A 16,995-nucleotide genomic window follows, 5' to 3' on the forward strand; every position below is an offset into this window, starting at 1 on the left:
TCCACTCAGGTATTGCTGCACCACTTGCCACTTAAACTGGTCGCTGTACTGGTTCTTCATAGAAACACCCCGAAGGTTGGATTGGGTGTCCAACTTTCGGGGTGCAGTTCAGATGCCGGGCGTGGAGATCCGGTGCCGGGACAGGATTGGGCGGGTGTCGTGAGCGAGAAAGCAATAGTATGAGGAGTGTGCTTTGTTTAGATTTTTTATTTCTCCTCCCTTGAGGCAGGGAAATGCAGCTTAAAATTCTTTCGGCTTTTTTGATTTTTTGCGGATCATACTTGCCGCTAAGTCTTATACTTTTGATTAAGGATTTTGAAAGCTCTGCGCTGAAGGATAATATTTGCTGGGGTTATTTTAAAGATAGTGATGCATGCTATATCCCGTTCTCCAATCCCTTTTTAAGCTTTGGAGTGGTGGTTCTTTGCTTTCTTTGTCTGCTATTGTCAGTTTTGGTTCTTGGGCAAATACGGTGCAAGCACGAAGTTAAGATCACAGAGGTTAAGCATGTGCCAATGGATTTGATGAATTATGTTTTGCCATACCTGGTTGCCTTTATATCGATTGAGTATTCACAAGGAAAAGAGTTTTTAGGTTATTTGTTGTTTTTGTTGTGGCTTTTTTGGATAACTTATAAGTCGGGGCGAGCCGTATTAAACCCTGTTCTTACTGTTTTTAATTGGAAGCTTTATGAGGTCTCTTACGTTGTAGGGGGGAGCGGTGCTAAGCGAACGGGGGTTATGCTTTCTAATGCAGAAGTGATTCCTGCGGAATATATTAGTCATAATAAAATACAGGATGTGATGATAGTGCGGAGGGAATAATGAGTGATGATTTAAGCTCTCTAAAAAGTTTTAATTTTGATGAGGCAAATGTTCACCTTTGGGTGTTCAAGACTGGTGTGGATGTGAATAACAAACAGCTCCCGAGATACACTGGACGCTGGGTAGAAACAGGAGGTTATCTTGATGATGGTCTGTCAGATGTTGCTAGCTCTGTAATTCAGGATGTTACAGAAACAACACCTTATAGTATTCTGGCGCAAAACAATGAAGGCAGTGCTCTTACTATACCTTTTGAAGAAACACATGTGGGTTTGATTATTGATGCTTGTGGTGAGCAATCGCAAAAAAAGAAAATAGCAGATGTTAAGCATCTTAGGAATGGTGTCTTTTACGTGGCTAAGTTTGAAATAAATGGTGAGGCTGTATACGGAATAACAAGAACTCCTCCGGAGTGGAAAAATGTTAAGCGTCGAAATTTGATTTCTGCAACATTTAGAGACCAAGCGCTTGAGGTTGAAGAAACCGATACGTTCTCACTCCATAAAACTTTTGATGTTTTTGTTTGTGGCTCTACAGTTTTTGCTCTTCATAAAAATAACTGTGAATCTATCCTCAGTTATAAGCAGGCGCATCTGGAGAATTTCGACCAACTGAATCAAGATGCAGACTTTGTTGATCTTTTTAGTGACGTTGAGCCAATTAAAAGGTACGTGGGAAGAGACAAGATACAGTTAAGGAGAGCTGCTGCTATTCAGCAGAAAGGGCATTATAAGAACGCCGATTTCATCAATAGTTTGATAGCAAACAAAGATCGTTTGAAGCTAAATATTACTATTGATGGTAATAACAAGATAGTTGTTACAGATGATGCTTGTAGAGATATATTTCAAGCGCTTCTCGATCATCGTTTGATATCACATTATCAAGGCAATGTTTATGACGTGCAGCACACTGTAGATGTGTGATGAGTGATATGTGCCCGCTTTGCTCTCTATAGCCCATATCCCAAGCTCGTCCAGCCCCTTCGTCTACCGCTGGAATCGGGTGAGGTGAAGCCACGCTATAATATGGCGCCGGGCACCTGGATCACCACGGCGCGTCATCCTGGCGATGACGCGCCGTTTGTAATGGACGAGGTGTGGTGGATCTACCGGCCGCACTGGGCTAAAGAGCAAGCGTTCGATCGATCTGGTTCGATCCTTATTAGACGGGTCGCGAGACAATCCATCACGTTACGTTGTTCGTCTTCTGCTTGCCGAGCTGCTCATCCATTGGCTGGTGAACTCGCGGGTTCATCGGTCCGCGAGTGACGGTGTCTGCTGGACCGTTCCTGTATAAAACGCCTTTTCTTATGTAGCCGTTTGACTATCGTGGGCATTCCCTTCCTGTGGTATAACTTATAAGATTGGCCTTAAGAATCATTCGGTATGGGGTGATTCTATGTAAAAAATTATTAGCAAAGTGATCAATATCTACGACAGGGGCTGTTGGCATGAGTATGTATTTTCAACTATTTTCAGACATAAACTTCTCGGATCCATTTTTTGAATCATTGAAGCATGATTATTCGGAGTTTTCTGACTGGCTTTCTCGTAAGGCCGCACAAGGGCATTCAGCTTATGTTTTCTACAATGCGCCAGGAGTGATTGATGGCTTTCTTTACCTAAAGAGAGAAGATGAAGCGGTAGATGATGTCTATCCTTCTCTACCGGCCTCGCCTCGTCTTAAGGTCGGTACTTTTAAAATAAATCCGCATGGCACGAGATTGGGCGAGAGGTTTATTAAGAAAATATTCGATCATGCGATTGAAATGTCGTTGCCCGAGATCTATGTGACTGCATTTGCTAAGCATGAGGCCTTGATTAACCTTTTGATGCGATATGGTTTCGGTGTCTGTGGTGAAAAAAATACTCATAACGGCACTGAGCTTGTCCTTATCAAGCGCATGGCGTTGACGAGCCCTGATCCCTTGATTAATTATCCCATGATCAACCTCAGGCCCGGGCGTTGCTTTTTGTTACCTATCCATCCTGAGTATCATACGCGTTTGCTGCCTGATTCTATCCTGAACAATGAAAATATGAGCATGATTCAGGATGTCTCGCACACAAACAGTATTCACAAGGTTTACCTGACGGCGATGCATGGTGCGCGGAATCTACAGCGTGGAGATTTGCTGATGGTCTATCGCACAGGCGACGGCGTTGCACCTGCCAGGTTTCGCGCTGTCGTCACTTCCATTGGCGTTGTTGAGGAAATTAAGAACATTCAGGAGTTCAGTAGCTACGAAGGTTTTTACCGTTACTGTGCTTCTTATAGCGTATTTTCTGACGATGAATTGGCGCGTTTTTATAGGTCAGGAAAGTATCCATATATCATCAAATTCAGCTATAATGTAGCCATGAGGAAGCGTATCACTCGCGGAGATCTCCTTGACAATTTTGGGTTTCCTGATGGTGTGCGTTGGGGGGTTGATTCGGTCAATACTGACGCTATGAGGCACATTATGATGAGAGGCGGGGTCGATGAAAGTATTATTGTCAATTAAGCCTGAATTTGCTGAATCCATCCTTGATGGAAAAAAGCATTTTGAGTTTCGAAAGAGAATTTTTAAGAGAGATAACATCGAAAAGGTAATCATCTATGCAACGATGCCTGTCGGCAAGGTCATAGGTGAGTTCGATATCGATGGAGTCCTTGCCATGGAGCCTAAAGATCTTTGGCAAGAAACCAAGGATAATGCTGGGATTAGCTTGAACTTCTTTGAGTCCTATTTTTCTGGTAAGCAGCAAGGGTTCGCGATAAAGGTGAAAAACCCTAAGCGCTATGAAAATCCATGCAACCTCAATGACATTTTGGACAACGCCGTAGCTCCCCAATCCTACCGCTATCTCTGAGCTTTATTTTCTCCTTTAAGCCCTGGCCTCCCCGGGGCTTTTATCTAATAGCGCCTTTACTTTAGGCAACTCATCCCACCTCGTCGTCCGCCTAGGTGTACGGTGCGCTCAGCGCAGGCGCCAGGCGGCGTTCTGACGCGGCGCGCCCAGGCGCACAGTGCCTTTGCCCATCTTCCCGTTGAGCGCGTCCAAGGCGGCCATCAGTTGGTGGTCGCGTTCGGGCAGGGCTTCCCGCTCGGGGGGGGGGCGAGTAGCGAGAGCTGCTCGCGCTTGGCGTCCAACAGGTCGGGCAGCATCACGCCGCCCTTCATGAATCGGTAACCACGGCGATAGATCGTCTCGAGCCCTTGGCGGGCGGCGGCGAGGATCGGTCGGCTGTCGTCGGTGGGCTCGGGCAGCTCGAAGACGATGCTGGGCGAGTACTGGGTAAGTCGAGGGGTGCGGTTGGCCTTGAGCAAGGAGATCACCGATCGCAACACTATTCGCACGCTTCGTGCGCCACATTCCCACCGAGGCCGTTACGAATTCACCTTCTCGACTTCGTGAAGAAGCAGGGGAGGGCTGGTGAATCCAGCGTAAGCAATTTTCTACAGCTCTGGTTGACTGGGCTGAATATCCGTTATCATCTGTTGTGCATTATTAATATACGAATAATAGGGGAACGCATGAAAAATCTACTCGCGGTAGTCAGCATGATGATGCTGGTCGGGTGTACATCAGTCGCCTACAACGGCGGTGGTAATGTCGTAGACCGGGTTAGTTATCCGAAAGTTGGCGAGGTGGTGACTGCGCAGGTGGGAGACCACTTAGTCGAGAAGGGATCACTAGTTAAAGAGGGGGTGCTCAAAGTCAATCAGCGCGTAGATGGTTTTCTATATGACATCCCCGCCCAAGCATACCGGCAAGTCGGCGCTGACTCCGAGAATGATTTTTATGGAAGTGTTGGCGTGACTCGCAATCCACTGGCAGACCCTGTGCAGGCGTTGGCTGTGGCGAAGGAAGACGATGCTCAGGTTTGTGTCATCTCAACATTCGGAGCATCGAATTGCTACAATGCCAACTACGATAAGACTTCACGGCTTTCCGTTTCGGATGATGGGTTTAAGCAGACTCTTATTTATAATGGGAGGGTTGGTGATCGTATCAATATTGGCTACCGGGAGTTTAGCAATAACTCAGCGCGGCCAGCTTTCAATAATGAAGTCGAGTATGATTTGAGTAGTTCGCATCGCATTGGTTACAAGGGGGCTAGTATAGAGGTTCTTGAAGCCGGCAATAATTCCATTACTTATCGACTTATTAGTAATTTTCCAGATTGACTGTCATGGATTTTAGTTTCTGTGCAGTAGAGCAGGGAGATATATGACATGGATTATGCTGATCTCCTGAGCAGGAGGTCAGCATAATCCGCGAGACGATCGGCCCGCGCATGATAATGGGGCTTCACGGTCCCCAGATGATTCAGGGCCATAGGCCTGTTATTCGAGGTATTCGCTCACAGTCGTTTTCAGTCGATCTTTGTGCTTAAAGAGGTCACTAACGGAGTCTATCTCGATGCGGCTTTCTTGTTTGTCGGTGAAAAAGCCTACCCGTTTGACTGATTTCGCGTTGAAGTGGAAGCGGCAAATGGGCTTGCGGTTGTTGTCGTCGAGGAGCACTGCGCAGTAGGACTTCGCATCGCGCATGGCTATACGGCTGACATCGACCTGTTCTGCGAGCAGTGATCGTACGATGTTATAGGCGTCGATTTCTTCTTGGGTAGTGATGATTCCATCATCATCAGGCTCGGGCTCTTGCGACGAACTTTCGGGAGTCGAGGTAGGGTGGGGCGCATCGATATCGTTGCTGGCCAGAGCGCCACGTAGTCGCTGGGCGACTTGCTCTTTGATATAGAGCTTGCCTGCTTCCTTGATGATCGGCGTGAATTCTTCGACCACTTGCCGTGTCTGGCGACCCTCGTAGATCTTGCCCACTACGAACTTGACGAATTCTTCCGGTGTGTCTCGGAAGACCTCACCAATGGCCTGTTTGGCAAGGTTGGTGTACTTGAGCCGGTTGGCCGTACTGAGAATGGCATCAACATCAAAATTGGGCTTGGTAAATTTCTGAAGCTCGTCGATATCCTGTTCGTTAAAGTCTTCTAGGTCGAAAGTGAAAAAGGGGCGCGTGTCCAGCTTGTTCTCGGAGTCCAAGTCAGAATAGAAGCGGTATTCAAAACCGTTCGTCAAGATGGCGAATTTGGCATCCGTGCAAGAAAAGTAACGATAGAGCTGGTTGTACTGGACGTTGGCGAGATTGGTGCCCAAGGGTTTGCATTCCATAAGGATCGAAATGTTGCCATCTGCACGAATGGCGTAATCGACCTTTTCACCCTTCTTGGTGCCTACATCCGCCGTGAATTCTGGCACTACCTCTCGGGTATCAAAGGGATCGTATCCAAGCGAGTTGATGAAGGGGAGTACTAACGCCGTCTTGGTCGCTTCCTCGTTCTTGATGTGTTCGACCTGTTCTTCACCACGACGTGCGATGCCGTAAAGCTTCTCGCTCAAGTCCATGATGCCCCCTGTGTTTAGTTTTTGGCGTATAGGTAACCTTACATTACGCGAAGTTTCCTGAGTTTACCAAAAGACCAAAGTCAAATGAGAACCTCGTCCTGTCGACTCCCATGTTGTTCTATTCAGGCGACCAAGCCCGGCCGCTGATCGAGCAACGGCAGGGAAGTAGGCCATCAAGGGGGCGCTAGACGATACGATACCGTGAACGCCTAGCGCCCGAGCATCCGTTGCAGCGTGTCGTCGCGCCGGATCAACCGGTGGTAGCCGGCCATGACGATATGCCCGGTCACCAAGGCGGAGAGTAACCAGGAAAGGGGCGCATGGAGTTGGCCGACCGCGGCGGCCCAGGGCACATCGGCGTCGATCCAATACGCCGTATCGAATATATAGACGCCGTAGCCTAATCCCCATGTGAACGCCATGCCCGAGAGTGGCATCAGAAGCAGCACCAGATACATCAGCGCGTGACCCCATATCGCCGCCTTTTGAAGTGCGCCACGGTGCTCTGGCCGGTTTCTGAGTTGCGAGATAGCCCACAGCGTGCGTATGGCCATCAATGCCAGAATGCCGACGCCGATGGTTGTATGCCACTGCACGATAAGCTGACTGTAGGCATTCCCCTGCCATAAGATATTGAAAAAAGAGCTGGTCAGTTGAAGGATGACCAGAATCGCGATGAGCCAGTGCAGGCATCGCGTGATGCTGCCGTAATGGCTTGGTGAATCACCCAACATGATGTGAATCCGCTTAAACGAGAATATTTCATATTCTCATCTTTGGATTCAAATTTCCTCATCGATGTTCTCTCTGCCCGACGCTTTGTCTATTACCAGCGATCCGCTTATGCTGAACCACGGGTTGATATCAAACATGAAGGGTCATACCCGCCGATCACTCAACAATTAAGGTCTGCACAAGGAGTCTTCTGCAATGACCGTCAAGAAACCGCTTATCGGTGCTATTTCCGCGGTGGCCTTGGCCACCAGTCTTTCCGCCCTGGCCGAACCGCTCAAGATCGGTGTGCTGGTGCCGCTGACCGGCGACCTGCAAAGCTATGGTGAGCCCGCGCTCAAGGCCGCGCAGCTGGCTGCCAAGGAGATCAATTCCGCCGGCGGCGTACTCGGCGAAGACGTCGCGCTCAGCAGTGGCGACACTCAGACCTCACCGCAGCCCGGCGTCGCCGCGGCTCAGAAGCTGGTCAACATCGAAGGCGTCAACGCGATCTTCGGCGCGCTCTCCAGTGGGGTGACCATCCCCGTGGCGCAGAGCGTCTCCAAGCCCGAGCAGGTGCCGCAGATCAGCAGTGCCTCGACCTCGCCGGTAATTACCTCGCTGGATGACGACGACTTCCTGTTCCGGACCGTACCCTCGGACGCTTTCCAGGGCGTGGCGCTCTCCGAGGTGACTCAGGAGAAGGGCTACAAGAACGTTAGCATCATCTATATCAATAACGACTACGGCAAGGGGCTTGCCGACGCCTTCACCAGCGCCTTCGAAAAAGCGGGCGGCACGGTCTCTGCGACGGTGGCTTACGAGCAGGGCCAGGCGGCCTATCGCGGTGAGCTGCAACAGGCCGCCAATGACGCCGCCGAGGCGCTGGTGTTGATCGGTTATCCGGAGAATGGCCAGACCATCCTGCGTCAGTCGCTGGAAGGCGGATTCTTCAAGAACTTCGTGTTCACCGATGGCATGAAGGCGCCCGAGCTGGTCGACAACTTGGGTGCGCAATACCTCGAGGGGTCGGTGGGCACGGTTCCCCAGGCTCGCGCCGACTCGCCGGGGGCGCAGCACTTCAGTAGCGCCTACGAGAGCGAATACGGCTCGCTGCCGCCCAAGCCCTATCTGGATACCGCCTACGACGCCTTCTACCTGCTGTCGCTGGCGGCTCAGGCGGCCGGCTCCACCGACAGTGTGGCGATTCGCGATCAACTGCGCGCGGTTGCCAACCCGCCGGGCGAGCAGGTCGGTCCGGGCGAGTTCGAGAAAGCCGTCAAGCTGCTCGAGGAAGGTCAGGAGATCGATTACGAGGGCGCTTCCGGCTCGGTCAACTTCGACGACAACGGCGACGTGCCGGGGACGTTCGGCGAGTGGACCTTCAAGGATGGCGAAGTGGTCACCAACAGGATCTTCGAACCCACGATGTAAGCGCGAACAGTCGATCGACCGATCGCCTGTCAACACGCCCAGAACTAAAAAGCGCCCCCGGCCAAAGTCGGGGGCGCTTTTTAGTTAGCAACGAGTAGCTGCTTTAGCGACCGTCCGCGCCGCGGGCGGTCTTTACGCTCAACGCTTTTTGGCGATCAGCTTGGGTGGCTTCTCGGGCAGTATCCCCTCGGGGCGCAGCACCAGGATCACCTGCAGCAGTACGCCGATCAGCAGCACGCGCAGGGCTGCCGCTTGGGTGGCGTGCTCGGAGGGTAGCAACCCGGTGAGCAGGTCGGTACCCGACCATACGCCCCACACCACGATGGCACCGAGGATCGCGCCTCGATTGTTACCGCTGCCGCCGGCAATCAGCATCACCCAGACCAGGAAGGTGCCGTAGAGTGGCATGAACGCCTCGGGACTCAAAAAGCCGAAGAAGTGGGCATAGAGTCCGCCGCCCAGGCCCATGATCGCCGAACCCAGCACGAACGCCTGCAGGCGGAAGCCGGCTATGGATTTACCCGCCGCTGCGGTGGCCGGTTCGTTCTCGCGAATGGCGCGGAGCACACGGCCCCAGGGCGAGGCGTAGGCGCGTTCGACCAGGAAATACACCCCGGCGACGAACAGCGCGACGATCACCAAATAGGCGAAGGAGCTATCCAGTGCAATGCCGGCCAGCGGCCGGTCGATGCCGGCGATGCCGCGCACGCCGTTGGTTAGCCAATCCTCGTTCTTGACGAACAGACGAACCATTTCGGCGATGCCGATCGAGGCGATGGCCAGGTAGTCGGTACGCAGCCGAGCGGTGATCAGGCCGACGACCAAGCCGAGCACGGTCGAGGCGATGACGGCGCCGAGCAGGCCGATCAGGAACGGCATGCCGAAGCCGCCTAGGTAGGCGGGGCTCGAGGGCGTGGTGAGGATCGCGCTGGTGTAGGCGCCGACCGCGAAGAAGCCGGCGATACCGATGTTGAATTGGCCGGTGAACCCCCACTGCATGTTGAGGCCTAGCGCGAGCACGGCGTAGACGCCGGCGAAGGTCAGAAACGAGACCAGGTACGAGGCGATGCCGGTGAGTTCCATCACACAGTCCCCTTGAAAATACCCTGCGGACGCAGGATGAGCATGCCGACCATGATCGCGAAGGCCACGGCGGGTTTATAGGCGGCGGGAATCAGCAGCGTCGACATCTCCATCGATACACCGATGATCATGCCGCCGGCGATGGCGCCATAGGGTCGGCCGATGCCACCCAGGATCGCCGCGGCGAACACCGGCAGCAGCGTGGTCCAGCCCATCATTGGGTGCAAACGCGTGTCGATGCCCAGAAACACCCCGGCGGCGGCCGCCAGTGCACCACCGATCACCCAGGTGACCATGATCACGCGCTCGGCGGGGATCCCCGAGACCAGCGCCAGGTCCATGTTGTCGGACATCGCGCGCATCGCCTTGCCCAACCGGGTGCGGGTCAGGAACAGATGCACGCTGGCGACTAGGCCCAGCGAGATCAGCATGATCCACAAATGGTCGGGCTTGAGCCGCAGCCCGCCCAGCCAGTCGAGACGCCAGGGGAACTGGATGCCCGAGGCATAGGTCTGGTTGTCGGAGCCCCAGATCAACTGCACCAGGCTGCGCAGGATCAAGGCCATGCCGAACGACGCGATCAGCAGTATCACCGGCTGGGTGCGGCGAATGCGCCGGTAGAGCACCTGGTCGATGAACACCGCGACCGCGGCCATGCCGACCATCGCCGCGGGCAGCGCCCACCACGAACTCAGCCCGAAGGCCGAGATGAAGGATAGGCCGAGGTAGGCGCCCAGGGTCATGAAGTCGCCATGCGCGAAGTGCGCGAAGCGCAGGATGCCGAAGATCATCGACACGCCAATCGCGCCCATGGTCAGGACGCTGCCCAACACCAGGCCATAGACGAGCAGTTGCAGGATATCGGTCATGGTTCAGCCTCCCAGGAACATTTCGGCGACTTCCGGGTTGGCCAACAGATTGGGACCGGTGTCTTCGTGGCGGTTACTGCCGGTGGCCAGCACGTAGCCCCGGCTGGCGATGGACAGTGCCTGTTTGGCATTCTGCTCGACCATCAGCACGCCGATGCCCTGGGCATTGATCTCCTTGATGCGCTCGAAGGTCTCGTCGATCAGCAGCGGCGAGAGGCCGGCGGTGGGTTCGTCGAGCATCAAAAGCTGCGGGTCGATCATCAGCGCGCGGCCCATGGCGACCATCTGGCGCTCGCCGCCGGACATCAGCCCGGCCTGCTGGCGGCGCCGCTCGGCGAGTTTGGGAAACAGCGTATAGACCTTGTCGAGACGCTTGGATAGATCGCCTTTCATCAGATAGGCGCCCATCTCGAGATTTTCGCGCACCGTCAGCGATGGAAAGACGTTCTTCTCCTGGGGCACATAAGCGATGCCGCGGCGAACCATCTGCTCCGGCTTGGCGTTGGTAATCGCCTCGCCACGGTAGAGTACCTCACCTTCGCGAATGCGCAGCAGACCGAATACCGCCTTCATGGCGGTGGATTTGCCGGCGCCGTTGGGGCCGACGATGACCACGATTTCATCGGTCTCCACGCGCAGATTGGTGCCTTGGAGGATGTCGGCACCGCCATAGCCGCCATACAGGCCCTTGGCTTCGAGCAGACTGCTCATGAGGGCTCTCCTTTATCCGCTGCAGGCTTGGTGGCGGATTCACCCATCCGGCCGCTGGCACCGCCGCCGAGGTAGGCCTCGCGGACCTCCTCGTCCTGGCGCAACACATCCATCGAGCCGGAGGCGAGCAGTTCGCCGTTGGCCATCACGTGAACCGGTTCGCACAACGCCGAAATCAGGTCCATGTCGTGCTCGATGACGCAGAAGGTGTAGCCGCGTTCGCGGTTGAGCCGCAGGATCGCTTCGCGGATCTTGCCGAGCAGGGTGCGGTTGACGCCGGCGCCGGGTTCGTCGAGAAGTACCACCTTGGCGTCGGTCATCATCGTGCGCCCCAGGTCGAGCAGCTTCTTCTGGCCGCCCGACAGGTTGCCGGCCAGCTCGTCGGCGACGTGGGTGATCTCGAGAAATTTGAGTACGTCGTCGACGCGGTCCAGCACCTCACTGTCCTGTTGCTTGACCTTGCCCCAGCGCAGCCAGCTCTTGAACAGGTTCTCGCCGCTCTGGCCGGACGGCACCACCATCAGGTTCTCGCGCACCGTCATGCGTGAAAATTCATGGGGGATCTGAAACGTGCGCACCAAGCCGCGGTGAAACAGCTTGTGCGGTGGCAGGCCGGTGATGTCTTGGCCGTCGAGCAGTACGCGGCCGCTGGAAGGGGGGAAGAGTCCGGCGACCATATTGAACAGCGTACTCTTGCCGGCCCCGTTGGGGCCGATCAGCCCGGTAATGCTGCCCTGCGTCACCTCGAAGGAAACGCCCCGTACCGCCTGCAGGCCGCCGAACGCCTTGGAGACGTTGTCGATTCGAATCAAGAGAGAATGCCTCGTAAGCGTTTTGTTGTGGTTGTGTGCGTGCGGATCTGGCGGTTAGCCGGGCTCCTCTCGCCTAGTCGAACTTGTTCACGCAATAACACAATTGAGCCTATCAGGCGATTGATATCAATGTCATGTTTGCCTAGAACGCCTCCCAGTCATCACCCTCGCTGGGTACCGGCGATCTGGTTTTCTCGCTTCGCACCGGTGCCGAGTATCCCGCCGGCTGCGAAGCAGATGGACGGGAAGTCGTCGATCCCTCGTCCTCGCCGAGCACGAAGCCGTTGATCAATTGGCTCAGACGCTGGGAGTGTTCGCGCATGGCGTCGGCGCTGGCAGCGGTATGCTGGACCATGGCGGCGTTCTGCTGGGTCATGGTGTCCATTTCCGTCACCGCGACATTGACTTGGCTGATGCCACTGCTTTGCTCTCTTGCGCCTGCGCTGATCTCGCCGATCACATCGGTGACGCGGGCGACGCTGGAGACGATCTCCTGCATGGTCTCGCCCGTACTGCGCACCAGTTCGGTGCCTGAGCGGGTGTACGTGACGGACGTATCGATCAGCTCGCGTATCTCCCGCGAGGCCTCGCTGGAGCGGCTGGCGAGTGTGCGCACTTCCTCGGCGACCACGGCGAAGCCGCGACCATGCTCGCCGGCGCGGGCTGCTTCCACCGAGGCATTGAGTGCCAGGATATTGGTCTGGAAGGCGATCGAATCGATCATGGTGATGATCTCGCCGATCTTGGCCGCCGAGGCATTGATATCGTTCATGGTGCGCTCGACCTGGCTCATCGAGGTTTCACCGCGGCGTGCCACGTCGGCCGTGGTCTGGGCCAATTGATTGGCCTGCTGTGCCGATTCGGCGCTATGCGTGACGGTGGAGGTGATCTCTTCCATCGAGGCCGAGGTTTCTTGCAGGTTGGCGGCAGCTTGGTCGGTACGTGTTGCCAATTCTTCGCTACTGCGGGCAATTTCGTCCGAGGCGTGAGAGACCTGAGCGGTGCTGGCGCGCACATCGCGCAGGGTCTCTTGCATGCGCGCCACGAAGGCATTGAATTGGGTAGCCAGCTCGCCGACCTCGTCGCGACTTTCAATTTCGAGTCGCCGCGTCAGGTCACCCTTGCCTTGGGCGATGTCCTGCATGGCATGGGCGGTGCGACGGATGGGCTGGATGGTGCGCCGGATCAACCAGTAGGCGATGAGAGCAACGGTGACGAAAATGGCTGCACCGATCAGTACGGTAGCGATTAGAACCCTGCGCAGTTCGGCAGCTTGAGTGGCCTCGACAGCAACCATGGCCTCGTCGATTCCGGTTACATACGTGCCGGCGCCCAGCATCCAGTTCCACTTGTCGATCCCGGTAGCGTAGGAATACTTGGTTTCGATCTCGCCGCTGTCCGGATGCGGCCAGGCGTACTGGTAATGACCGCCACCTTGCTTGGCGAGCTCGATCATGTCGCTAATCAGCAGATTGCCATGCTTGTCCTGGGTCTTGATGGCGTTCTTGCCGATGCTCTCCGGCTTCAACGGTTGCACCAGAGTGGTACCTTGATAATCGTAGACGAAGACATAGTTGCTGCCATCGAAGCGCATGCTGCTGAGGATCTCTTTGGCGCGGGCCTTGGCTTCGGTGTCGTTGGGACCGGCCTCGGCGACGATCGGTGCAATGGCAGACTTGGCAGTCTCGATAACGTTCTGTACGGCGGCTTTACGCGACTCGACCAACATGTCGCGCTGCTCAGCCAAGGCGGTGCGTGATGCTTGGACGAGATCGTAGGCGACCACCCCAATCAGCGTCATCGTCGTCAGCAATAGTGGAACGAGTACCAGCAGCAGAACCTTGCCCTGCAGGCTTAGCGAAATACCGCGGTGCGCCCCGTGTTTTGTTGTAGCCATCCAGACGAGCTCCCGTCTACAGAGTGAATGCTTCATGCCATTGTCATATCGGCATATCCGAGAGCGTCTGGATGCGACTTTGGTTAACCGTGGGGCTGCTGTTTCGCGTTATGAGCCCCTCGAGGCCAAGAGCTTGATGATCACGGCCTGAAGCACCAGACCGATAGCCAGCAGGATATAGGGGGACGCGATGACGATCGTCCCGAGGTAGAGCAGGGCGCTGACGGAAGCCGGGACAAGCGCATAGGGGATCTGGGTTTTGACGTGAGCGACGTGGTCGGAGCCGGAGAAGATGGAGGCCATCACCGTCGTGTCCGAGATGGGAGAGCAGTGATCGCCGAATATCGAGCCGGAGAAAATAGCGCCGATCGCCATGCTCACGAGCGTCATGTCGCCGATGTTGTATGCCAAGGGGACTCCAATCGGCGTCAGAATCGCCATGGCGCCCCAGGAACTCCCGGTCGAGAAGGAGATCACCATGGCAATGGCGAAAATGAGGATCGGCAGGAGCGTTGGCGATAGCCAGCTCTGCGTGGCTTCTATGACGTGATCGCCGGTTTCGAGAGCGCCGGTGACGGTGCCGATCGACCAGGCCAACACCATGATGACCAGCGCCGGTAGCATGGTCTTGAAGCCCGCCAGCAAGGTGTTCTCGCAGGCCTCCAACGATTGGCGCTGAAGCAGCGCCATGACGATTCCCACCACGACCATCGCGAACGCGGCCCAACTCAGCGAGACACTGACATCGGTATCTGCAATCGCCTCCATCAACGGCTTGCCTTCGTTACCGCCGCCCGTATACCAAAGCGCCCAGCAAGCGACGCCGATAAGCACCACAAGCGGGATCAGGAAATTCCAGACGCGTCCTCTATCTTCGGGAACGTCTCCCAGATCTTCCTCGACGCTGGAGAGCGGGCTATCACCGGGAGCGACGAGTTCACCGCTCTCTTGCGCGCGCCGCTCAGCTCGCTGCATGGGGCCGAAGTCACCCATGAGAATGATCATGGGCACCGATGCCAGGCAAAGCAGGGCATAAAAGTTCCAGGGAATCGATTGCAGAAAGGTCCAGTAGGGTTGTTCGCTGGTCAAACTGAGTACGGCGAACGCGCCAGCGATGAGCGAGACCTGATAACCGATCCAGTCGGAGACGGGGCCCAAGGTCGCCATGGGCGCCGACGTTGCGTCGATGGTCCAGGCGAGCTTTTCCCTCGAAACGTTGTGTCTGGCCGTCAGGTCTCGCGACGCATTCCCCACGATGACCGAGTTGACGTAGTCATTGAAGAAGATGACGACGCCGAGCAGCCAGGTAAGGAGAAGAGACCCTCTTGAGGAGGAAACCTTGCCTGAAAGCCACTTCGCCAAGGCCTGAGAGCCACCGGTGGTATGCATGAAAGCGGCACCGGCGCCGAGCAAGGAGACAAGGACGAGAAAGCGGGCATTCCATTCATCCGTCATCACCTCCGCGAACCAGTCGAACGTCTGGCCAACGGCGGCAAACGGATTGCCAGCGACGATCCAGGCGCCCAGCAAAATGCTCAAGAAGAGCGAGATATTGACTCGGCGCGTGAGTAGCGCCAGCACGACAGCGGCGATAGGGGGAGCCAGCGATATTAGAGCATCCATGCGATTGATCCCTTTGTGTCTTTTTGACTGATGCGTAGCAGGATCGAGCGTAAGCATTAGGCCGAGGTCTAGTGCTTATTCCTTTTTAGCCCCATCGTTTTAGCAGCACCCAAGGACCGCCGTCGATACCCATTCGCGCCTGTGTACTAAGCCTATAGTTTTAGGCGTTCGCGTATGTCGCCGCCGGCCTCGGTGGACGAGTTGGCTGGCCTGGCCGAGAACAAGCAGGTGGAGAAATACGATGAGTATTTGCCGGAGGATCTTCTATGCAGGCAAAACCGATCGATCCGGCGTCACTTTGCCTGGCGATCGAATCGCAGAGCGGTTCTTAGCGCTATCTGTCCGATGATGGCGGCCGTGGCAAGCACCATGGCCGCTGCCTGAGCCGGATTGTCACCTAGTCCGGCGAGCGCGGTACACAGAGCGCCGATGCCCATCTGGGCAAATCCGTAGAGGCCGGCGGCCGAGCCCACGACCTTGGGGTTGATGCTGACGGCCAGCGTCAGTGCCGTCGGGCCGGTCATGCCCACGCCCAGCGTGAACAGTAGCATCGAAGCCTCGAGGGTGACGACAGACGCCCAGCCGGCGAACACGACGACCAGCATCGAGATGCCACCGGCCAGGCTCAGCAGGCTCGCCGATAGCATCAATCGAACCAGCCCGACACGATGAGTGGCGCGGTTGGTGATGAAGTTGCCCAACGAAATGCTCAGAATCAGCAGGGAGAGATAATACGCCACGTGACTCGCTGGCTTTCCCAACTGTTCGACGAAGATGAACGGCGCCGAGGCAACGAAGGCAAACATGGCCGTGGTGGCGCAGCCGCCCCCGATCGCGTAGCCGATGAAAGCAGGGGAGCGAATCAAGGTGCGATACTCATAGGCCAGACCGGGCAGATTGATACGCCCCGTGGCTTGCGTGGTTTCCGGCATCAGCCGCCACACGAACAGCAGGTTACCGATCCCCATCAAACACAACGCCAGTAGTACGCTACGCCAGCCCAGAGTGGTGGTTAGCAGGCTCCCGGCCAACGGCGCTAGCGCTGGGCCGATGGCCACCACCAAGTTGAGTACCGCTAGCCGTTGTACGGCGCGGTCCGGGGCGGCAGTATCGCGGATCATGGCGCGCCCCAATGCCAGGCCTGCACACCCGCCAAAGGCCTGAAAGAAGCGGGCCGTGATCAGCGTTTCGACGCTCTGAGCCTGCCAGGCGACGATGCCCGCAACGCTATAGATCAACATGCCCAGCATCAGTGCGGGTCTTCTACCCAGCGCATCGGACAGTGGCCCATAGAAGAGTTGGCCGAGCGCCAGTCCCAGAATGTAGAGGCTGATCGTCAACTGCATCTGGGCGTTGTTGGCGTGCAAGGCCTCGCCGGCAATGGGTAGCGACGGCACGAAAATATGCATGGCCAGTGTGCCGGCCAACGTGATGAGCACCAGCATCCATAGCGCCGGCACTGCACGTGCGGGAGTGCTCTGCGTAGCGGAGGTGGGTGTCGAATTGGTGGGGTCGGTCACGAATCGCCTCGTGAAGATGAAATAAGAGTGTGCAAGAATTAAATAGCACGATATCTATTAGCACTTTACGCGAGTTAGCGTTGTATGACTATTTGACC

At 55.9% G+C, this 16,995-nt stretch carries 17 protein-coding genes; 7 read left to right on the plus strand and 10 right to left on the minus strand.

Annotation, left to right across the window (positions count from 1 at the left end):
- The first annotated feature begins 233 nt into the window (after nt 1–233).
- The 5 genes from OP494_RS06705 (at nt 234) to OP494_RS06720 (ending at nt 3,682) form a co-directional block, all read left to right on the plus strand.
- A complete protein-coding gene (locus tag OP494_RS06705; protein WP_280539978.1) occupies nt 234–824 on the plus strand; it encodes a hypothetical protein in 591 nt (196 codons plus the stop codon).
- On the plus strand, nt 824–1,750 hold the full coding sequence (locus OP494_RS06710; RefSeq protein WP_280539980.1) for a Kiwa anti-phage protein KwaB-like domain-containing protein: 927 nt from the start codon (nt 824–826) through the stop codon (nt 1,748–1,750). The genes OP494_RS06705 and OP494_RS06710 overlap by 1 nt, the downstream gene beginning before the upstream one ends.
- A 3-nt stretch (nt 1,751–1,753) precedes the next feature.
- Nucleotides 1,754–2,095: an SOS response-associated peptidase family protein gene (locus tag OP494_RS17175; RefSeq protein WP_348521698.1), complete on the plus strand. Its 342-nt coding sequence runs from the start codon at nt 1,754–1,756 to the stop codon at nt 2,093–2,095.
- A gap of 182 nt (nt 2,096–2,277) precedes the next feature.
- Complete coding sequence (locus OP494_RS06715; protein ID WP_280539982.1) at nt 2,278–3,333, plus strand: hypothetical protein; 1,056 nt, start codon at nt 2,278–2,280, stop codon at nt 3,331–3,333.
- Nucleotides 3,311–3,682, plus strand: a complete 372-nt coding sequence (locus OP494_RS06720) for an ASCH domain-containing protein (protein ID WP_280539983.1) — start codon at nt 3,311–3,313, stop codon at nt 3,680–3,682. Before OP494_RS06715 ends, OP494_RS06720 begins: the two co-directional genes overlap by 23 nt.
- A 200-nt stretch (nt 3,683–3,882) precedes the next feature.
- Here OP494_RS06720 and OP494_RS06725 read toward each other — a convergent pair whose 3' ends face one another.
- Nucleotides 3,883–4,161, minus strand: coding sequence for a hypothetical protein (locus tag OP494_RS06725; protein ID WP_280539984.1), 279 nt, complete (start codon nt 4,159–4,161; stop codon nt 3,883–3,885).
- A 186-nt stretch (nt 4,162–4,347) separates the two neighbouring features.
- Here OP494_RS06725 and OP494_RS06730 point away from each other — a divergent pair, with 186 nt between their 5' ends.
- Nucleotides 4,348–5,001 (plus strand): hypothetical protein, encoded by a 654-nt coding sequence (locus tag OP494_RS06730; protein ID WP_280539986.1) that lies wholly within the window; start codon nt 4,348–4,350, stop codon nt 4,999–5,001.
- 159 nt (nt 5,002–5,160) lie between these two features.
- Here OP494_RS06730 and OP494_RS06735 read toward each other — a convergent pair whose 3' ends face one another.
- Together OP494_RS06735 and OP494_RS06740 are read right to left on the minus strand one after the other, a co-directional pair.
- Nucleotides 5,161–6,237, minus strand: a complete 1,077-nt coding sequence (locus tag OP494_RS06735; protein ID WP_280539988.1) for a type I restriction endonuclease — start codon at nt 6,235–6,237, stop codon at nt 5,161–5,163.
- A 209-nt stretch (nt 6,238–6,446) separates the two neighbouring features.
- Nucleotides 6,447–6,971, minus strand: coding sequence for a cytochrome b/b6 domain-containing protein (locus OP494_RS06740; RefSeq protein WP_280539989.1), 525 nt, complete (start codon nt 6,969–6,971; stop codon nt 6,447–6,449).
- 196 nt (nt 6,972–7,167) lie between these two features.
- On the opposite strand from OP494_RS06740, the gene OP494_RS06745 reads away from it, so the two are divergent.
- Nucleotides 7,168–8,382 (plus strand): ABC transporter substrate-binding protein, encoded by a 1,215-nt coding sequence (locus OP494_RS06745; protein ID WP_280539990.1) that lies wholly within the window; start codon nt 7,168–7,170, stop codon nt 8,380–8,382.
- A 138-nt stretch (nt 8,383–8,520) separates the two neighbouring features.
- Here OP494_RS06745 and OP494_RS06750 read toward each other — a convergent pair whose 3' ends face one another.
- The 7 genes from OP494_RS06750 to OP494_RS06780 form a co-directional block, all read right to left on the minus strand.
- Nucleotides 8,521–9,465 carry a branched-chain amino acid ABC transporter permease gene (locus tag OP494_RS06750; protein ID WP_280540243.1) on the minus strand — a complete coding sequence of 315 codons (945 nt, stop codon included), beginning with the start codon at nt 9,463–9,465 and terminating at the stop codon, nt 8,521–8,523.
- Nucleotides 9,465–10,334 carry a branched-chain amino acid ABC transporter permease gene (locus tag OP494_RS06755; RefSeq protein ID WP_280539991.1) on the minus strand — a complete coding sequence of 290 codons (870 nt, stop codon included), beginning with the start codon at nt 10,332–10,334 and terminating at the stop codon, nt 9,465–9,467. Before OP494_RS06755 ends, OP494_RS06750 begins: the two co-directional genes overlap by 1 nt.
- A 3-nt stretch (nt 10,335–10,337) precedes the next feature.
- Complete coding sequence (locus OP494_RS06760; protein WP_280539992.1) at nt 10,338–11,045, minus strand: ABC transporter ATP-binding protein; 708 nt, start codon at nt 11,043–11,045, stop codon at nt 10,338–10,340.
- Entirely contained in the window at nt 11,042–11,857 is an 816-nt protein-coding gene (locus OP494_RS06765; protein ID WP_280539993.1) for an ABC transporter ATP-binding protein, read from the minus strand. The genes OP494_RS06760 and OP494_RS06765 overlap by 4 nt, the downstream gene beginning before the upstream one ends.
- Before the next feature lie 142 nt (nt 11,858–11,999).
- Nucleotides 12,000–13,754 carry a methyl-accepting chemotaxis protein gene (locus OP494_RS06770; protein WP_280539994.1) on the minus strand — a complete coding sequence of 585 codons (1,755 nt, stop codon included), beginning with the start codon at nt 13,752–13,754 and terminating at the stop codon, nt 12,000–12,002.
- A 108-nt stretch (nt 13,755–13,862) separates the two neighbouring features.
- Nucleotides 13,863–15,377, minus strand: coding sequence for a Na+/H+ antiporter NhaC family protein (locus tag OP494_RS06775; RefSeq protein WP_280539996.1), 1,515 nt, complete (start codon nt 15,375–15,377; stop codon nt 13,863–13,865).
- 293 nt (nt 15,378–15,670) lie between these two features.
- Nucleotides 15,671–16,897: a multidrug effflux MFS transporter gene (locus OP494_RS06780; RefSeq protein ID WP_280539998.1), complete on the minus strand. Its 1,227-nt coding sequence runs from the start codon at nt 16,895–16,897 to the stop codon at nt 15,671–15,673.
- Nucleotides 16,898–16,995: the final 98 nt, after the last annotated feature.

Source organism: Chromohalobacter sp. 11-W (genome assembly GCF_029889905.1).
Taxonomy (GTDB): domain Bacteria; phylum Pseudomonadota; class Gammaproteobacteria; order Pseudomonadales; family Halomonadaceae; genus Chromohalobacter.

What these genes read in the sequence shown, in the direction of transcription:
- OP494_RS06705 (WP_280539978.1), top strand. Translation starts at nt 234, where the DNA reads ATGCAGCTTAAAATTCTTTCGGCTTTTTTGATTTTTTGCGGATCATAC.
- OP494_RS06710 (WP_280539980.1), top strand. Translation starts at nt 824, where the DNA reads ATGAGTGATGATTTAAGCTCTCTAAAAAGTTTTAATTTTGATGAGGCA.
- OP494_RS06715 (WP_280539982.1), top strand. Translation starts at nt 2,278, where the DNA reads ATGAGTATGTATTTTCAACTATTTTCAGACATAAACTTCTCGGATCCA.
- OP494_RS06720 (WP_280539983.1), top strand. Translation starts at nt 3,311, where the DNA reads ATGAAAGTATTATTGTCAATTAAGCCTGAATTTGCTGAATCCATCCTT.
- OP494_RS06730 (WP_280539986.1), top strand. Translation starts at nt 4,348, where the DNA reads ATGAAAAATCTACTCGCGGTAGTCAGCATGATGATGCTGGTCGGGTGT.
- OP494_RS06735 (WP_280539988.1), bottom strand. Translation starts at nt 6,237, where the DNA reads ATGGACTTGAGCGAGAAGCTTTACGGCATCGCACGTCGTGGTGAAGAA.
- OP494_RS06740 (WP_280539989.1), bottom strand. Translation starts at nt 6,971, where the DNA reads ATGTTGGGTGATTCACCAAGCCATTACGGCAGCATCACGCGATGCCTG.
- OP494_RS06745 (WP_280539990.1), top strand. Translation starts at nt 7,168, where the DNA reads ATGACCGTCAAGAAACCGCTTATCGGTGCTATTTCCGCGGTGGCCTTG.
- OP494_RS06750 (WP_280540243.1), bottom strand. Translation starts at nt 9,465, where the DNA reads ATGGAACTCACCGGCATCGCCTCGTACCTGGTCTCGTTTCTGACCTTC.
- OP494_RS06755 (WP_280539991.1), bottom strand. Translation starts at nt 10,334, where the DNA reads ATGACCGATATCCTGCAACTGCTCGTCTATGGCCTGGTGTTGGGCAGC.
- OP494_RS06760 (WP_280539992.1), bottom strand. Translation starts at nt 11,045, where the DNA reads ATGAGCAGTCTGCTCGAAGCCAAGGGCCTGTATGGCGGCTATGGCGGT.
- OP494_RS06770 (WP_280539994.1), bottom strand. Translation starts at nt 13,754, where the DNA reads ATGGCTACAACAAAACACGGGGCGCACCGCGGTATTTCGCTAAGCCTG.
- OP494_RS06775 (WP_280539996.1), bottom strand. Translation starts at nt 15,377, where the DNA reads ATGGATGCTCTAATATCGCTGGCTCCCCCTATCGCCGCTGTCGTGCTG.